Consider the following 15,181-nt stretch of genomic DNA (forward strand, 5'->3'; position numbering starts at 1 on the left):
GGCCCAGCCGCCCCTGTCAGGCGTGTTGCGGTGTGACTAGCCGCGCTGCTTGAGGCGCGAGCGCTCGCGGCCTCGGAGGTTGGCGTCGAGCGTGACCTTGCGGACGCGGATGACCTCGGGGGCCACTTCCACGCACTCGTCGGAGGCGCAGAACTCCAGTGCCTCTTCCAGGGAGAGCTTGCGGGGGCGGGCCAGGGTCTCCATCACGTCGGCCGTGGAGGAGCGCATGTTGGTGAGCTTCTTCTCGCGGGTGATGTTGACGTCGAGGTCTTCGGCGCGCGGGTTCTCGCCCACGACCATGCCCTCGTAGGCGTCGGCGCCCGGTTCCACGAAGAAGGTGCCCCGGTCGGCCAGCTGGATCATCGCGTAGGCGGTGATGGAGCCGGTGCGGTCGGCCACCAGGGAGCCGTTGTGGCGGGTGCGGATCTCGCCCGCCCAGGGGGCGTAGCCCTCGGAGACGGCGTTCGCGATGCCGGTGCCTCGGGTTTCCGTCAGGAACTCGGTGCGGAAGCCGATGAGGCCCCGGGACGGGACCACGTAGTCGAGCTTGATGCGGCCCGTGCCGTGGCCCGACATGTTCTCCATGCGGCCCTTGCGGTTGGCGAGGAGCTGCGTGACGGCGCCGAGGTGCTCTTCTGGGCAGTCGACGGAGAGGCGCTCGAACGGCTCGTGGATCTTGCCGTCGACGGTGTGCGTGACGACCTGGGGCTTGCCCACGGTCAGCTCGAAGCCCTCGCGGCGCATCTGCTCGACCAGGATGGCCAGGGCGAGCTCGCCACGGCCCTGGACTTCCCAGGTGTCGGGGCGCTCGGTCGGCAGGACCTTCACCGAGACGTTGCCGACGAGCTCGGCGTCGAGGCGGGCCTTGAGCACGCGGGCGGTGAGCTTGGTGCCACCGTTGCGACCGGCCAGGGGCGAGGTGTTCACGCCCACGGTCATGGAGATCGCGGGCTGGTCGACCGTGATCCGGGGCAGCGCCTCGGGAGCCTCGGCGTCGGCCAGGGTGTCACCGATCGTGATGTCGGCGATGCCGGCGATGGCGACCAGGTCACCCGCGCGGGCGAACTCGGCCGGGACGCGGTCGAGGGCCTCGGTGATGAGGAGCTCGGTGATGCGGACCTTGAGGGGCTCGCCGTCCTCGCGGCACCAGGCGACGGTCTCGCCCTTGCGCATCGTGCCCTGGTGGATGCGGCACAGCGCGATGCGGCCGAGGAACGTCGAGGCGTCGAGGTTCGTGACGAGCGCCTGCAGCGGGCCGTCGACGTCGACGTGCGGAGCCGGGATGTGGTCGAGCAGCACCTGGAACAGGGTGTCCAGGTTCTCCTCGTCCGGCAGGCCGCCGTCCTCGGGCTGGGTCAGGGAGGCACGGCCGGCGCGCGCGGAGGCGTAGACGACCGGCAGGTCCAGGACGGACTCGTCGGCGCCGACCTCGGTGGCCAGGTCGAGCAGCAGGTCGTGGGCTTCCTCGACGACCTCGGAGATCCGGGCGTCGGGGCGGTCGACCTTGTTGACCAGCAGGATCACCGGCAGACCGGCGGCCAGGGTCTTGCGCAGCACGAAGCGCGTCTGGGGCAGCGGGCCCTCGGAGGCGTCGACGAGCAGGACGACGCCGTCGACCATCGACAGCGCGCGCTCGACCTCGCCACCGAAGTCGGCGTGGCCGGGGGTGTCGACGACGTTGATGATCACGTCGCCGTCCGGCGTGTGCCTGCGCACAGCCGTGTTCTTGGCGAGGATCGTGATGCCCTTCTCGCGCTCGAGCTCGCCGGAGTCCATGACCCGGTCGACGAGCTCGGCACGCGCGGAAAAGGCGCCGGACTGGCGCAGCATGGCGTCGACCAGCGTCGTCTTGCCGTGGTCGACGTGCGCGACGATCGCGACATTGCGCAGGTCAGTGCGCGTCTGAAGGGCAGGCGCGGTGGCCGTGGGCACGCAGAACTCCTATGAGCTTCGAAGGCGTTGGAGGGGCTCGCGCCGGACACTTCGATGCGCAGGGCCGTTCTTCATAGTACCGGCTGCGTCGGCATTACCACACAAGAGTGCCTAGTGAAGTGAGCCTCACCTACTCTAGCGACACGTGTCGGAGTGGAGTGCAACCAGTGGGTAAAAAGCTCAAGAAGAAGTGCTGCCGGTCGAAGCCCCAGTGCAAGCGCTGCCCGATTCCCTTCCTGTTGAAGGAGCGGGACAAAGCCCGCAAGAAGGCGGCGAAGAAAGCCGCGAAGGCGGCCAAGAAGGCCCTGAAGGCAGCTTGAGAACGATCAAGGTTCGCCGGTACGTCGACAAGGCGCTCGACCTCCTCCAACGTCACTCGATGGAGAGCGCGAAGGCCGACTGGCCCGCAATACGTGCGCAAGCTCACCTCGCCACTGTCGGCGCGAGCACTCCGGAAGACACGTACGACGCGATCCGTCACGTGATCGCCACGCTCGGCAACCCCCACACCCACCTGATCACGTCCCACCGCGCGGGCACGCCATCCGAACCCACCGTCCCAACTGGTCGGTTGGTCGAAACGACCGCCTGGTTGGTCATCCCGGAGACCGACTCGCGCAACGGCGAGGCGTACGTGAGGGCCGGGCTGAGCGTCTTGACCGAACTGATCGCGAGCCGGCCGACCGGTTGGGTGGTCGACCTGCGCGGCAACCGCGGCGGCGACATGCACCCGATGCTCACGGTGGTCGCCCCGCTGCTCGGCGAGGGCGAGAAGGGCCGGTTCATCAGGCCACAGGGGCGGCCCCACGCGTGGGGGATCCGCCGCGGTCACGTCTACAACGGCCGGCACACCGCGTTCCGGAAGATCAAGGTCCCCGCCGCACTCGACACGCGGGTGGCGGTGCTCGTCGACGGCCACACCGCGAGCTCCGGCGAGGCGGTGCTGATCTCGTTCCTGGGCGCGGAGAACGTCCGCACGTTCGGCGAACCGACAGCCGGCTACGCGACCGCGAACCAGGCGTTCAAGCTGCCCGACGGCGCACGGCTCGCGATCACCACGGCGCACATGGCCGACCGCACCGGCCGCGTCCACGGCAACACGCCGATCGCGCCCGACACACCGGTCTCGAACTCAAGCGCCACCGGCGATCGCGTACGTGACGCCGCGATCGCGTGGCTCGAACAAGAGCGCTAGCCCTGCAGCACGGCCTCGTTCAGCTTCATCAGCTCAGGCGCCGTCCGCGTCGCCTCGAACTCGCAGATCTCGTACTTCACCAGTTTCTGCTCGCACCACGGATCCGTGGCGAGCAGCGCTTCGAGCTTGCCGCGGGGCATCGGCCGCGTGATGATCACGCCCCCGACCCTCGGCACCTGACGCCCTGAGGCGAGGAAGAGACCTCGCTCGTACTGCTTCTCGACCCACGCTCGGTGGTCGGGGAGGGCGTAGTCGATCTGTTCCAGTGGCGCGGAGTACTTCAGCAGCACGATGAACATCCTTCAACGGTAGTCCTATACTGCTCAACATGCGCACGATGAACTCCTTCTGGTGGGCCGCTTTCAGGCGGCCGGAGTAGCTGTGCGCAGAGACAACCACTGACGCACCCACAGGCCGCCCGGGACGGGCGGCTTTTTCGTGCGTTTCGTCCGGGCGGTCCTTACCCGTTAGGACCAATGTCATGATCCGTCTCTCCGCCATCACCCCGTCCGGCCAGGTCCACCTGGGCAACTACCTGGGCGCGCTGCGGACGTGGGCTCGCGAGGGCACCGCCGAGGACGTCTACTTCATCAGCGACCTGCACGCGATGACGTCGTCGCACAACCCGCAACGTCTGCGATCCATGACGCGCGAACAGCTCGCCGTGCTGATCGCGAGCGGCATCGACCCGGAGAGCACCTGCGTGCAGAGCGACCTCATCCGCGAACTGGGGGCGCTCAACTGGGTTCTGGAGTGCACCTGCACCTACGGCGAGGCCGCGCGCATGATCCAGTTCAAGGAGAAGTCGCTCGGCCGCGAGTCCGTGCGCCTCAGCCTGCTCACCTACCCGGTGCTGATGGCCGCGGACATCCTGTTGCAGGGCACCGCGGAGGTCCCGGTCGGCGAGGACCAGCTCCAGCACGTCGAGCTGGCCCGCGCCCTCGCCCGCCGCTTCAACCACGCGTACGGCGAGGCGTTCATCGTCCCGACGGCGGTCGTGCCGAAGGTGGGCGCGCGCATCAAGGACCTGTCGGACCCGGCGCGCAAGATGGACAAGTCCGCCCAGAACTCCACGGGCGTCGTCTTCGTGCTCGACGACCCGGACCTGGTGCGCCGCAAGGTGCGCCGCGCCGTGTCGTCGACCGAGGGCATCGCGAACCTGACCGAGATCCTCAGCTCCTGCACCGGCAAGGAGCCCGAGGACTACACGAGCAGGTTCGCCGACCTCAAGAACGTCGTGGCCGAAGCGGTGATCGAGGAGCTCCGCCCGGTCCGCGAGCGCACGCTGGAGCTCCTCGCCGACCCGACGGAACTGGACCGCATCCGCAAGGCGGGCGCGGAGAGGGCCCGCGACCGCGCCCAGCACCGCCTGGACGCGGCCCTGCGCCTCTCCGGTCTCAGTTGAGGAGCGACTGAAGGGCGGGCACCAGCACCCGATCCGCGGGCAGCCAGTCCACCCCGGACAGCTCGTCGGCGGTGAGCCACCGGACAGCGTTGTGCTCCAACGCTTCCGGCTCACCGCCGCCGAGCGCCGCCGCGTAGATCCGCAGCACCACGTCCTTCTTCAACGGCACGTCCGGCCCGACCTGCTCACCGACGACCACCGCCACCCCGAGCTCTTCCTCGCACTCCCGCACGAGCGCGTCCTCTGGCTTCTCCCCCGCCTCGACCCGTCCGCCGGGCAGTTCCCACTGCCCCGCATGACTTTCCGGGAACGCCCGCTGCTGAGCCAGCAACCGTCCATCCCGGACGATCGCCGCCCCGACCACGACCCGCGCCTCCCGCAGCTCCGCACACCGCTCCGCCAGCAACGCCGACCGCTTCTGCAGCACCCGCAACGCCATCCCGCGCCCGACCGTCACGTCCGCGAACCGCCCGACCACGCCACCGACCGTCGTCCACCCGACCCGGTCGACCACCATCGTCCCGGCCCCCGTCACCACGAGATCCGTGTGCAGCTCCAGAAAATCCCCAGCCGCCGACACACCGGACAAATCAGCCCGCGTGACGGTCAGCTTGACCCCAAGCGGCCCGGTCAGCACGTCCCCGAGGCACAACAACGGCCCAGGCACCTTCACCCCGAAACCCGCGATCAACGCGGTCTCCAGCAAGGCACCCGCAACCACCGAAACAGGCGCGTCGACTAGCGCCGACGCTCGCAACTCTGGCACCCCCGGTGCCTACCAGGACGGCCAGCGGATCTCCAAACGCGCACCACCAGCAGGTGACTCCGCAGCCCGCACCGACCCACCCCGCCGCCGCACCAGATGCGCCACCAACGCCAGCCCGAGCCCGAACCCGCCGGACGAGCGCCCGCGATCCTCTTCCACCCGGTAGAACCGGTCGAACACCTTCGCCCGGTGCTCGACGGGAATCCCGTGCCCGTCGTCGTCCACGATCAACCGCACGTCCCGCCCCACCGGCACCAACGTCACGGTGATCGTCGAGTACGCGTACCGAGCCGCGTTCCGCATGAGGTTGTCCAACACCAGCTCGACCTCGGACTTGGTCGCGCTCACGAGGCACGCCGACGGTGGCGCGTTCAACCGCACCAGCAACTCCGTGTCCAACCGGGACATCGCCGCCTCGGCCTCCAGCACCAGATCGACCGCCTCGGCCCGAGGCGGCGCCCCCGTATCGGCCCGCGCCAAAATCAACAACGCGTCCACCAGCGCACTGAGCCGAATCGACTCCTCGACCACCGACTCCAGCACCTCGATCGAGAAGTCCGGATCCGGATGCGCCACCGCGACCTCGGCCTGCGCCCGCACCGACGCCACCGGCGACCTCAACTCGTGCGCCGCGTCCCCGGTGAACCGCCGCAGCCGATCACTGGCTTCATCCCGCCGCGCCAGCAACGCGTTCAACGCCTCGGCCAACGCCTGCAACTCGTCCCTGGACGGTGGCACCGGCAACCGCTCCCCGTGCGGCAACTCCCCAGCCGCCACCCGCATCCGCTCCACCGGCCGCAACGACGACCGCACCGACAACCAGGTGGCGATCCCCACCAGCCCGGCCACCAGCACCGCCGCGACCGCCAGCCACCGCGTCCCCAACGTGTTCGCGTTCTCGTACCCGAGCAACGTGCTTCCGTACACCTCGAGCCGGGGCGTCCCGTCCGCCGCGAACACCACCCGCCCCCGCCACCGTTGCGCCGACTCCCCTTCCAGGCGCAACACCGGCGCTCCGCTCTTCAACGTGCGAATGTCCTGCGACGTCAACGGAAGCGGCGCCCCTCCATCCACCGGCACGCCGGACACGTCCAGCACCCGCGGCGGCGCCTTGGCCAGTTCCTGGTCCACCGCGGTGATCTGAATGATCCCGATCAACGCCGGCGCCAGCCCGGTGAACGCCAGCAAGCACAACAACGCCACCCCAGTGGCCACCACGGTGATCCGGAAGCGCAACGTGCGCTGAAACCACCAGCGGCGAGGACTCACTTGTTCCCCAACGCACTGTCCAAGTCCGGAGTGGACGCGATGTACCCGTGCCCCCGCACGGTCCGCACCACCTCCCCACCCCCGACAGCCTCCAGCTTGCGCCTGAGGTACCCCACGTAAACCTCAACCGCGTTCCTCGTCGCCGCCTGCTCGTCCCCCCAGACAGACCGCAACAACTCGTCCTTGGTGACCACCGACCCGGCCCGCGACGCCAACACGTCGAGCACCGCGTACTCCCGAGGACTCAACGAAACGTCCTGCCCACCCCAACTGACTTCCCTGAGGCCGCGATCGATCACCAAACTCCCCAGCGTCAGCTTCCGCCGAGCCCCTCCACCTCTCCTGAGAAGCGCCCGAACCTGCGCCACCAGCACCACGAAGCTGAACGGCTTCACCAGGTACCCGTCGGCCCCGAGATCCAGCCCGTCCGCCTGATCGATCTCCCCGTCCTTGGCCGACACCATCAACACCGGCGTCCGCACCCCGTCGGCCCGCATGCGCTGCAACACCCGGTACCCCGACAGCCCGGGCAACATGATGTCGAGCAGCACCACGTCGAAGGCTCCGGTCAGTGCGACACGAAGCGCAGTCGGCCCGTCCGCGGCGGTGACGACTTCCATCCCCTCAGCCGTCAGCCCGCGCTCCAACGCCCGACGCACGCCGACTTCGTCGTCCACGACCAGCACCCGAGGCTTCACACCGCACAGCATGCCGCTCACCGCTCTCAGCCGCGCGCATGATCTCAGCCGACTCTCAGGAAGAGTCCTGAAACAGGCACAAAACCGCAGGTGGAAGTAGTCTCAGCACCATCTCAGCAACCCCACCCCAAGCTGTAACCACAAGCCCTTGGAGGAGGGGACCAAATGATCAACCGAAAGGTGACCCTGGCCGCATCAGCAGCCGTCGTGGTCACCGGCGCGGCAGGCCTCAGCCTGCTAGCCATGCCAGCAGGCGCAGGCCAGCCACCATCGCTGCCGAACGTCTCCGCGGAATCCCTGGTCGAACAGGTTCTGACCGCGAAGCCGGGAGCGTTCGGCGGCACCGTGGAAGTCGACAACAAGCTGGGCCTCCCGTCAATCGCCGAGATCCCGCAGCTGGCCGACGGCAAGCACAGCGCCCGGATCTGGACCGACGGGAACGGCAAGCTCCGGCTGGCCCTGCCGAACGGCCAGTCCGAGCAGACGATCGTCGACGACGGCACCACCACGTGGTCCTGGAACTCGCAGGACAACGAGGTCACGAAGTCGGAGCACAAGGCAGAGGACCAGGCCAGGCCCGAGGACACCAAGGAGCAGAAGGCGATCGACCCGGCCACCGCGGCCAAGGAGATCGTCACCCTGACCAAGGAGTTCAGCGACATCAGCGTCGACGGCACCGCACGGGTGGCCAACCGCGCGGCCTACGAACTCGTCCTGACCCCGAAGCCGAGCGAGAAGACCCTGATCCGCGAGGTCAGGATCGCGGTCGACTCGGAACTGAAGATGCCGCTCCGGGTCGCGGTGCTGACCAACGGCGCGTCCGAACCGGCCGGCACCGTCGGTTTCAAGGACATCAACGTCGGCCAGCAGGACCCGAAGCTGTTCGAGTTCACCCCGCCGTCCAACGCCAAGGTCACCACGCCCGAGGCGAAGGAAGCGCAGCAGCAGCACAAGCCCGAGCTGGGCATCGAGCAGGCGTTGCAGGGCAAGGACCCGCAGTTCTTCGGCACGGGCTGGGACACGGTGGTCGGTGCCAGGATCCCCGCCGAGGCCATGGGTCAGGTCCCGGCGGAGGCGCAGGGTCTCGTCGACCGGTTCACCAAGAAGGTCAGCGGCACCTGGGGCAGCGGCAAGCTGTTCAACACCAAGGTCGCCACGATCCTGATCGCGGACGACGGCCGCGTGGTCGCGGGTGCCGTTCCTGAGCAGGTTCTGTTCGACACGATCGGACAGGTGAAGTGACCACCTCGACCAGCGCGCCGGTGACGGCGGGGAAGTCCACCGCCGTCGCCGCGCGGACCAGGGGTCTGCGCAAGGAGTACGGGAGCACGGTCGCTGTCGACCGCGTCGACCTGGAGCTGCCGGAGGGGGCCGTGCTCGGCATGCTCGGCCCCAACGGGTCGGGCAAGACGACCACGATCCGGATGCTGCTCGGGTTGGTGCGGCCCACACAGGGGGAGATCGAGCTGCTCGGGAAACCCCTTCCAGACGGTGCCGAGCAGGCGCTCCCGCACGTGGGCGCGCTGGTCGAGGGCCCGGGGTTCCACCCGTTCCTGAGCGGCCGGGAGAACCTCATCCGCTGTGCCGCGTTCGAACCGCTCCTCGACAAGCGCGACATCAAGCAGGCCGTCGAGGACGCGGTCGAACGCGTCGGGCTCGCCCAGGCGGCCCACCGCAGGTACCGGGGGTACTCGCTCGGCATGAAGCAACGTCTCGGCCTGGCCGCGGCGTTGCTCGTGCCGCGCAAGCTGGTCGTGCTCGACGAGCCGACCAACGGCCTCGACCCGGCGGGCACGCGGGAGATCCGCAAGATCATCGCAGAGCTGCACGCGGCGGGCAGCACGGTGCTGGTCTCCAGCCACCTGCTGAGCGAGGTCGAGGCGACCTGCACGCACGTCGCGGTGCTGCACCGCGGAACCGTTGTGGCACAAGGCGAACTGACCGAGCTGCTGCAGGCGGGCGGTTCGGCGCTCCAGGTGATCACCCCGGACGTCGAGACGGCGCTCAGCGCATTGCGCAGCGCCAAGATCTCCGCACGGCCGCTCGGCGAGGGCCTGCGGGTCGAGCTCGCCGGGACGTCCGCGCCGCAGGTGATCGAGACGCTGGTCAAGGCCGGTGTCGGGGTCTACGAGGCGACGCGGTGGAAGACAGGTCTGGAGGAGCTGTTCGCGCGGCTCACCGAAGCCGAGGAGGCCGAGCGCGGGATGTCCGCTGTGGACACGCTGGACGGGGGACCGCGATGATCACGCGTCAGTTCGGTTCCGAGGTGCGGTGGATGCTGCGCCGGCCGCGGACCCTCATCGGGCTGTTCGGGCTCGTCCTCGTGCCGATCATCATCAGCTTCGGCATCTGGACCGCGGGCGACGGCGACAGCGGCGGGCCCGGTCTCGCCGGGATCCTCAAGGGCAACGGCCTGGTCGTGCCGATCTTCACGTTGTTCCTGTCGATCAACCTGCTGCTGCCACTGGTGGCATCCATCTGGGCAGCGGACGGACTGGCGGGCGAGGCGCAGCACGGCACGTTGCGCGGGCTGCTGGTCGCACCGGTCTCCCGCGTGCGGCTGCTGTTCGTGAAGCTGTTCGGGCTCGCCGCGATGTCGCTGTTCGCCGTCACGCTGATGGCGGTCGTGGGCATCATCGCGGGCACGGCGTTCCTCGGCACCGACGGCATGATGACGCTGTCCGGCACCACGCTGGACACCGGAGAAGGCCTGGTCCGCATCGCGTTGTTCATCGTGCTGATCACGTTCCAGATGGTGTCGATCGGTGCGGTCGCCCTCGCCGTCTCCTCGACCACCGAGCATCCGCTGGTGGTGCAGGCGGCGACGATGACGACGATCATCGTGTTCCAGGTGCTGGGGCAGTTCTCCTCGCTGGACTGGCTGCACCCGTTCCTGATCACGACCGGCTTCCCCGGTCTGCTCGACGTGATGCGAGACCCGATCCCGGTCGACCAGATCTGGGACAGCACGCTGCTCGCGGGCTGCTACCTGCTGATCGGCACGGGCTTGGCCGCGATGCGCCTGATCACGAAGGACAGCTGACCGCCGCACGAAGCTTGTCGGCGTAGACACGACGTTGCTCGCCGGTGGCGAACCCCGGTAGCGGCGACGACCCGTAGAGGTTGTCGCCGTCGTACCGCGGGATCACGTGGACGTGGAAGTGCCACGCGTCCTGGCCACCGGCGGGCTCGTTGTGCTGACGGGTGGAGATGCCGTCGCAGCCGTACGCGGCACGCATGGCGACTGCGATCTCCCGAACGACGTCGTGCACCGCGTGGCCGTACTCGGCGGGCAGGTCGTAGATGTTCTCGTGGTGTGCGTTGGGGATCACGATGACGTGACCGCGGTTGTTCGCCCACCACCCCGACGCGACGAACGCCGTGGCGCGCCCCGTGCGCAGGACGATGTCGTCCTGGCTGTCGATCTCGGTCTCCCCACCGCCCAGCAGGAAGCAGAACGGGCACTCGTACCCGTCCGGCGCGTGGCTGATCACCGCCGGAAGCCGCCCTCGCTGTTGATCACCTGACCGGTGATCCACTCCGCGTCGTCGGTGCACAGCCAGGAGATCAGCCGGGCGGCGTCGTCCGGCTGACCCCAGCGCTTCAACGGCATCCGCTCGTTCACGAACTCCGCGAGCTCCGGCCCTGCCCACCCCGTGTCGGTCGGGCCCGGATTCACCGCGTTCACGGTGATCCCCTGGTCTGCCAGCTGGTGCGACAACGTCGCCACGATCGATGACAGCGCACCCTTGGACGCCGCGTAGGCCACCTCACCAGGCATTGGACCGAGGTCCTGCCCGGACGTCATGAACACGATCCGCCCGCCGCTCTCGCCCTTCCAGTGACGGGCAAACGCTTGCGCGAGCAGGATCGACGACCGCGTGTTCACCGCGTAATGCGCATCGAGCATGGCCGCGTCCAACGAACCGAGAGGCCCGTCGAACCCGCTGCGCGCGTGGTTGCACACCAGGATGTCGACTCGCCGATACGCCTCGAACACCGCGTCGACCAGCGGTTCCGGTGCGTCCGGATCGGCCAGGTCGACGCCGGCGTGCTCGACTCGGCCGCCTATGCCCGCGATCACCTCGTCGATCGAGTCGGCGCCCCACTCCTGTGCGGCGTCGTGCGGCACGTGGTGCTGCACGAACAGGTCCGCGCCCAGCGACGCCAGCCGGGACGCGATCGCGTACCCGATGCCCTGCCGCCTGCTCACGCCCGTGACCAGCGCGACTCGTCCCCCCAGAGGTCCCATGAGGACCATTCCTAGCCGATGCGCGCTACCCCGTCGAGATCAATTGCGAGCCGCACCCGGTCCCCGACCTCGGTCATCGGCCCGACCGCCTCGTACTCCTCGCCGTCGATCTCCACGAGCAACCGCACGTGATCACGCCGGTGCACGCGCTCCAGCACCACGCCTTCCAGCGCGCCGGACGGATCCACCCGCAACGCCGTGGCGCGCAGCCCAACGCGTTCCACATCCAGCCCGACGAACGAGCCCGGCACGAACTTGTTGCACCCCAGGAACTTCGCGGTCTCCACGTCGACCGGCGACGACCAGACCTCGGCGGGCGGCCCGACCTGCACGATCCGGCCGCGCGACATGATCGCCACCCGATCCGCCAGCGTGAACGCCTCGTCGTGGTCGTGTGTCACGACCAGCGCGGTCGTGGCAGCCTCCCGCAACAACCGCGCCAGATCGACCGCCAGCTGCTCCCGCAACGCCCGGTCCAGCGCCGACAACGGCTCGTCCAGCAGCAGCAACCGCGGCGACGGGGCCAACGCCCGTGCCAGCGCGACCCGTTGCTGCTCACCACCGGACAGCTGCGTCACGCGCCGGTCCGCGTACCCCTCCAAGCCAACGAGCTCCAGCAGCGACGACACCTTCTTGTCCCGCTCCTCGCGGTCCACCCGGTGCATCCGCAGCCCGAAAGCCACGTTCCCGGCGACCGACCGGTGCGGGAACAGCTGCCCGTCCTGAAAAACCAGCCCGAACTCGCGTCGGTGCACCGGCACGCCGGCCAGATCCGCGGAATCCCAGCGCACAAAGCCGGAAGACGGCTTCTCCAGCCCGGCGATGGCGCGCAGCAGCGTCGACTTCCCGCACCCGGACGGTCCGAGCAGAGCCACGACCTCGCCGTCCGCCACGTCCAGCGACACGTCCGACACCGCAGCCGTCTGTCCATATCGGACGGTGATCGACTCAAGTTCCAGCGCCATCAGAACTCCCCGCTGCTCGGCACGCGCAACCGCTCGATCAGCAGCACGCACCCGACCGTGACGACCATCAGCAGCGCGCACGACGCGTAGGCCATCTGGCTGTTCAACTCCCCCGGCCGCGACATCAGCCGCGCGATCACCACCGGCAACGTCGGCGCGTCCGGCCGCGCCAGGAAGCTCGTCGCCCCGAACTCCCCCAGCGCCACCACGTAGCCGAAGCCCGCCGCGGCTGCCAGCGACCGCCCGGCCAGCGGCAGGTCCACCTCACGCCAGACGCGGAACGGCGAGGCGCCGAGCGTCGCCGCCGCCTGCCGCAGCCGTTCGTCGACGGCCCGCAGCACCGGCAGCACCATCCGCACGATCAACGGCGTCACCACCAACGCCTGCGCCAGCGGTACCAGCAACGGCGAGGTCCGGAAATCACCCGGCAACGCGTCCATCGTCACCAGGTACCCGAAGCCGACCGTCACCGCGGACACGCCCAGCGGCAGCATCAACGCGGTGTCCAGCACCTCGGCGATCCGTCCCCCGGAACGCCGCAACCCGACCAGCACCACAGCCGAGAACACCCCGACCACCAGCGCCACCAGCGTCGCGTCGAACGCCGTGCGCACCGAGTTCAACGCCGCGTCCAGCCCGGTCACCGCCAGCGTTCCGCGATCGCCGCGCGTTGCCAGGGCCGCATATCCGGCGAAGCTCCATCCGTCCCGTGTGGACAGTGAGCGGGTGATCAGCCCGACCACCGGCGTCAGCAACGCCACCACCACACCGAGAGCGGCGAACACCACGTACCACTCACCACCGGAAGGCCGTCGCGCCAGCTCTTCCCTGCCCCGCAACGACAACGCGGTCTCGCGTCGCCGCCGAGCCAACGCCCCCAGCACCAGCACGGCCAGCACCGCCGCGAACTGCAGCAACGACAACGCGGCCGCCCCGGACAGGTCGAACAGCTCGACGGTCCGCAGGTAGATCTCGGTCTCCAGCGTCCGGTACCGAGACCCACCGAGCACCAGCACGACACCAAAACTGGTGGCACAAAAAAGAAACACGACCGCAGCCGCAGATCCGATCGCGAGCGCCAATGCCGGCAGCACCACCGAGAGGAACGCTCGCGGCCGAGAAGCACCCAGAGCACGAGCAGCGTCTTCAGCCCGGCGATCCGTGTGCGCCCACAGCCCGCCAACGGTCCGCGCGACCACAGCCACGTTGAAGAACGCGTTCGCGAGCACGATCGACAACACTCCGCCGTCCGGCCAGAAAGTCCGGAACGCCAGCCCCACCACCACGGTCGGCAGCACGAACGGCACCATCACGGCCGCGCGCACCACACCAAGTCCACGCAGGCGGCATCGAGCAAGCACGAACGCGACCGGCACCCCGGCGAGCACCGCCACCACGGTCGACGCGGCGGCCTGCCCGAGGGTGAAGCCGACGAGTTCCCAGGTCTCACCGTCGAAGAGGGCGGTGAGCACCCCGCCTTCGCGCAGACCCAACGACAGGATCGCCAGCACAGGCCAGGCGAAGAACAGTCCGAGGAAGGCCAGCGGCAACAACGCCGCCGCCGACCACCCCGTGCGGGAACTCAGAACCGAGCTCAGCCCTGCACGAGCTTGCGCCACTGCTCGACCCACGCTTCGCGGTTGTCCTTCACCTTGTCCGCGGGCAGGGACTGCGGCGAAGTCGGCAGCGGAGCGTCCTTGGCCCACGAGTCGGGCAGCGCGACGCCCTCACGCGACGGGTAGACGTACATCTGCTCGGCCACCTGCGCCTGGAACTTCTCGCCCAGCAGGAAGTCGAGCACCTTCTGCGCGTCGGCCGCGTTCTTCGCCCCAGCCAGCACACCCGCGTACTCGACCTGGCGGTAGCAGGTCGAGAGCACGGCCTTCGTCTTCCCGCCCTCGGCCGACGGCGACGACGCGTAGGACACCACGATCGGCCGGTCGGCCTTGAAGTCCTGGTTGTAGGCCTCTTCCCAGCCGCTCACGACCTTGACGCCGTTGGCCTTGAGCTTGGTCCAGTACTCCTGCCAGCCGTTCTCACCGAACTTCGCGATCGTGCCCAGCAGGAACGCGAGTCCCGGCGAGGACGTGGCCGGGTTCTCCACGACCAGCTTGTCCTTGAACTTCGGGTCGGTCAGGTCCTCGTACGAGGTCGGCTCGACGCCGCCGAGCTTGGCCGGGTCGATGTTGAGGCACACATCGCCGACATCGACCGCGTGCAGCCGGTTCGAGGAGTCCGCCTGGTAGCGCTGCGCACCCTTGGTGGCCTCCGGCGAGGCGTACTCGGCGAACACGCCCTCCGCCAGCGCCCTGGACGCGAACGTCGAGTCGACGCCGAACGCGACGTCACCGATCGGGTTCGCCTTGGTGAGCACCAGCTTGTTCGTGAGCTCGCCTGCGTCACCCGAGGCGATCTGCTTCACGGTGATCCCGGTGGCCTTCTGGAACTCGTCCAGCAGCCCGTCCTTCACCACGAACGAGTCGTGCGTCACCAAGGTGACCTCGTGCGTCACCGGCGCGGTCGAAGTTCCGGCCGAACAACCGGTCAGCGCCAAAGCAGCGAGAACAGCCCAAATCCTTCTCATCACACATCTCCCTACGCCGGTATGACCCGGATCAGGTGGACGGTCGAGGGCTTGCGAGCCCTCCTCTCAGCCCGGCGCTTCACCGGACTCCCGTGGCAAACGCGCAGCTTACGTG

At 68.9% G+C, this 15,181-nt stretch carries 16 protein-coding genes and 1 riboswitch; of the genes, 6 read left to right on the forward strand and 10 right to left on the reverse strand.

The window, feature by feature from the left end; genetic code table 11:
• Positions 1–36 precede the first annotated feature (36 nt).
• Positions 37–1,932, reverse strand: a complete 1,896-nt coding sequence (typA, locus tag ABZX92_RS18740; protein WP_355560544.1) for a translational GTPase TypA — start codon at positions 1,930–1,932, stop codon at positions 37–39.
• Positions 1,933–2,099: 167 nt separating this feature from the next.
• Between typA and ABZX92_RS18745 the strand changes: the two genes are divergently transcribed.
• Entirely contained in the window at positions 2,100–2,252 is a 153-nt protein-coding gene (locus ABZX92_RS18745) for a hypothetical protein (protein ID WP_196777594.1), read from the forward strand.
• Positions 2,249–3,127, forward strand: a complete 879-nt coding sequence (locus ABZX92_RS18750; RefSeq protein WP_355560548.1) for a S41 family peptidase — start codon at positions 2,249–2,251, stop codon at positions 3,125–3,127. Before ABZX92_RS18745 ends, ABZX92_RS18750 begins: the two co-directional genes overlap by 4 nt.
• On the opposite strand, the gene ABZX92_RS18755 is transcribed toward ABZX92_RS18750, so the two are convergent.
• Entirely contained in the window at positions 3,124–3,426 is a 303-nt protein-coding gene (locus tag ABZX92_RS18755) for a YciI family protein (RefSeq protein ID WP_355560550.1), read from the reverse strand. The genes ABZX92_RS18750 and ABZX92_RS18755 overlap by 4 nt on opposite strands.
• Before the next feature lie 182 nt (positions 3,427–3,608).
• Between ABZX92_RS18755 and trpS the strand changes: the two genes are divergently transcribed.
• The gene (gene trpS, locus ABZX92_RS18760; protein ID WP_355560552.1) at positions 3,609–4,532 is read left to right on the forward strand and encodes a tryptophan--tRNA ligase; all 924 of its coding nucleotides are present in this window, start codon (positions 3,609–3,611) and stop codon (positions 4,530–4,532) included.
• Here trpS and ABZX92_RS18765 read toward each other — a convergent pair.
• From ABZX92_RS18765 to ABZX92_RS18775, 3 genes are all read right to left on the reverse strand, one after another.
• Complete coding sequence (locus ABZX92_RS18765; RefSeq protein ID WP_355560691.1) at positions 4,525–4,971, reverse strand: (deoxy)nucleoside triphosphate pyrophosphohydrolase; 447 nt, start codon at positions 4,969–4,971, stop codon at positions 4,525–4,527. The genes trpS and ABZX92_RS18765 overlap by 8 nt on opposite strands.
• Positions 4,972–5,307: 336 nt before the next feature.
• Entirely contained in the window at positions 5,308–6,567 is a 1,260-nt protein-coding gene (locus ABZX92_RS18770; RefSeq protein ID WP_355560555.1) for an ATP-binding protein, read from the reverse strand.
• Complete coding sequence (locus ABZX92_RS18775) at positions 6,564–7,277, reverse strand: response regulator transcription factor (RefSeq protein ID WP_355560558.1); 714 nt, start codon at positions 7,275–7,277, stop codon at positions 6,564–6,566. The genes ABZX92_RS18770 and ABZX92_RS18775 overlap by 4 nt, the downstream gene beginning before the upstream one ends.
• Positions 7,278–7,430: 153 nt before the next feature.
• On the opposite strand from ABZX92_RS18775, the gene ABZX92_RS18780 reads away from it, so the two are divergent.
• Genes ABZX92_RS18780 through ABZX92_RS18790 form a run of 3 tightly spaced genes read left to right on the forward strand, consistent with a single transcriptional unit; the run spans position 7,431 to position 10,308 of the window.
• Positions 7,431–8,507 carry a hypothetical protein gene (locus ABZX92_RS18780; RefSeq protein ID WP_355560561.1) on the forward strand — a complete coding sequence of 359 codons (1,077 nt, stop codon included), beginning with the start codon at positions 7,431–7,433 and terminating at the stop codon, positions 8,505–8,507.
• Positions 8,504–9,508, forward strand: a complete 1,005-nt coding sequence (locus ABZX92_RS18785; RefSeq protein WP_355560564.1) for an ABC transporter ATP-binding protein — start codon at positions 8,504–8,506, stop codon at positions 9,506–9,508. Before ABZX92_RS18780 ends, ABZX92_RS18785 begins: the two co-directional genes overlap by 4 nt.
• Positions 9,505–10,308, forward strand: a complete 804-nt coding sequence (locus ABZX92_RS18790) for an ABC transporter permease subunit (RefSeq protein WP_355560567.1) — start codon at positions 9,505–9,507, stop codon at positions 10,306–10,308. Before ABZX92_RS18785 ends, ABZX92_RS18790 begins: the two co-directional genes overlap by 4 nt.
• Here ABZX92_RS18790 and ABZX92_RS18795 read toward each other — a convergent pair.
• The 5 genes from ABZX92_RS18795 to ABZX92_RS18815 form a co-directional block, all read right to left on the reverse strand.
• Complete coding sequence (locus ABZX92_RS18795; protein WP_355560570.1) at positions 10,292–10,759, reverse strand: HIT family protein; 468 nt, start codon at positions 10,757–10,759, stop codon at positions 10,292–10,294. The two genes, ABZX92_RS18790 and ABZX92_RS18795, sit on opposite strands and share 17 nt — an antisense overlap.
• A complete protein-coding gene (locus ABZX92_RS18800; protein WP_355560573.1) occupies positions 10,756–11,517 on the reverse strand; it encodes an SDR family oxidoreductase in 762 nt (253 codons plus the stop codon). Before ABZX92_RS18800 ends, ABZX92_RS18795 begins: the two co-directional genes overlap by 4 nt.
• An 11-nt stretch (positions 11,518–11,528) precedes the next feature.
• Positions 11,529–12,482, reverse strand: a complete 954-nt coding sequence (locus ABZX92_RS18805; RefSeq protein ID WP_355560576.1) for an ABC transporter ATP-binding protein — start codon at positions 12,480–12,482, stop codon at positions 11,529–11,531.
• Positions 12,482–14,035, reverse strand: coding sequence for an iron ABC transporter permease (locus ABZX92_RS18810; protein ID WP_355560694.1), 1,554 nt, complete (start codon positions 14,033–14,035; stop codon positions 12,482–12,484). The genes ABZX92_RS18805 and ABZX92_RS18810 overlap by 1 nt, the downstream gene beginning before the upstream one ends.
• Positions 14,036–14,076: 41 nt before the next feature.
• Entirely contained in the window at positions 14,077–15,066 is a 990-nt protein-coding gene (locus tag ABZX92_RS18815; protein ID WP_355560579.1) for a thiamine ABC transporter substrate-binding protein, read from the reverse strand.
• Positions 15,058–15,170: riboswitch (TPP riboswitch) on the reverse strand. It overlaps the preceding gene by 9 nt.
• Between the last annotated feature and the right edge of the window lie 11 nt (positions 15,171–15,181).

Source organism: Lentzea sp. NPDC006480 (assembly GCF_040611995.1).
Classification (GTDB): domain Bacteria; phylum Actinomycetota; class Actinomycetes; order Mycobacteriales; family Pseudonocardiaceae; genus Lentzea.

Excerpts from the sequence above, each read along its gene's own strand:
- ABZX92_RS18775 (WP_355560558.1), bottom strand. The coding sequence starts at position 7,277 with ATGCTGTGCGGTGTGAAGCCTCGGGTGCTGGTCGTGGACGACGAAGTC.
- ABZX92_RS18800 (WP_355560573.1), bottom strand. The coding sequence starts at position 11,517 with ATGGGACCTCTGGGGGGACGAGTCGCGCTGGTCACGGGCGTGAGCAGG.
- ABZX92_RS18815 (WP_355560579.1), bottom strand. The coding sequence starts at position 15,066 with ATGAGAAGGATTTGGGCTGTTCTCGCTGCTTTGGCGCTGACCGGTTGT.
- ABZX92_RS18790 (WP_355560567.1), top strand. The coding sequence starts at position 9,505 with ATGATCACGCGTCAGTTCGGTTCCGAGGTGCGGTGGATGCTGCGCCGG.
- ABZX92_RS18755 (WP_355560550.1), bottom strand. The coding sequence starts at position 3,426 with ATGTTCATCGTGCTGCTGAAGTACTCCGCGCCACTGGAACAGATCGAC.
- ABZX92_RS18780 (WP_355560561.1), top strand. The coding sequence starts at position 7,431 with ATGATCAACCGAAAGGTGACCCTGGCCGCATCAGCAGCCGTCGTGGTC.
- ABZX92_RS18765 (WP_355560691.1), bottom strand. The coding sequence starts at position 4,971 with ATGGCGTTGCGGGTGCTGCAGAAGCGGTCGGCGTTGCTGGCGGAGCGG.
- trpS (WP_355560552.1), top strand. The coding sequence starts at position 3,609 with ATGATCCGTCTCTCCGCCATCACCCCGTCCGGCCAGGTCCACCTGGGC.
- ABZX92_RS18805 (WP_355560576.1), bottom strand. The coding sequence starts at position 12,482 with ATGGCGCTGGAACTTGAGTCGATCACCGTCCGATATGGACAGACGGCT.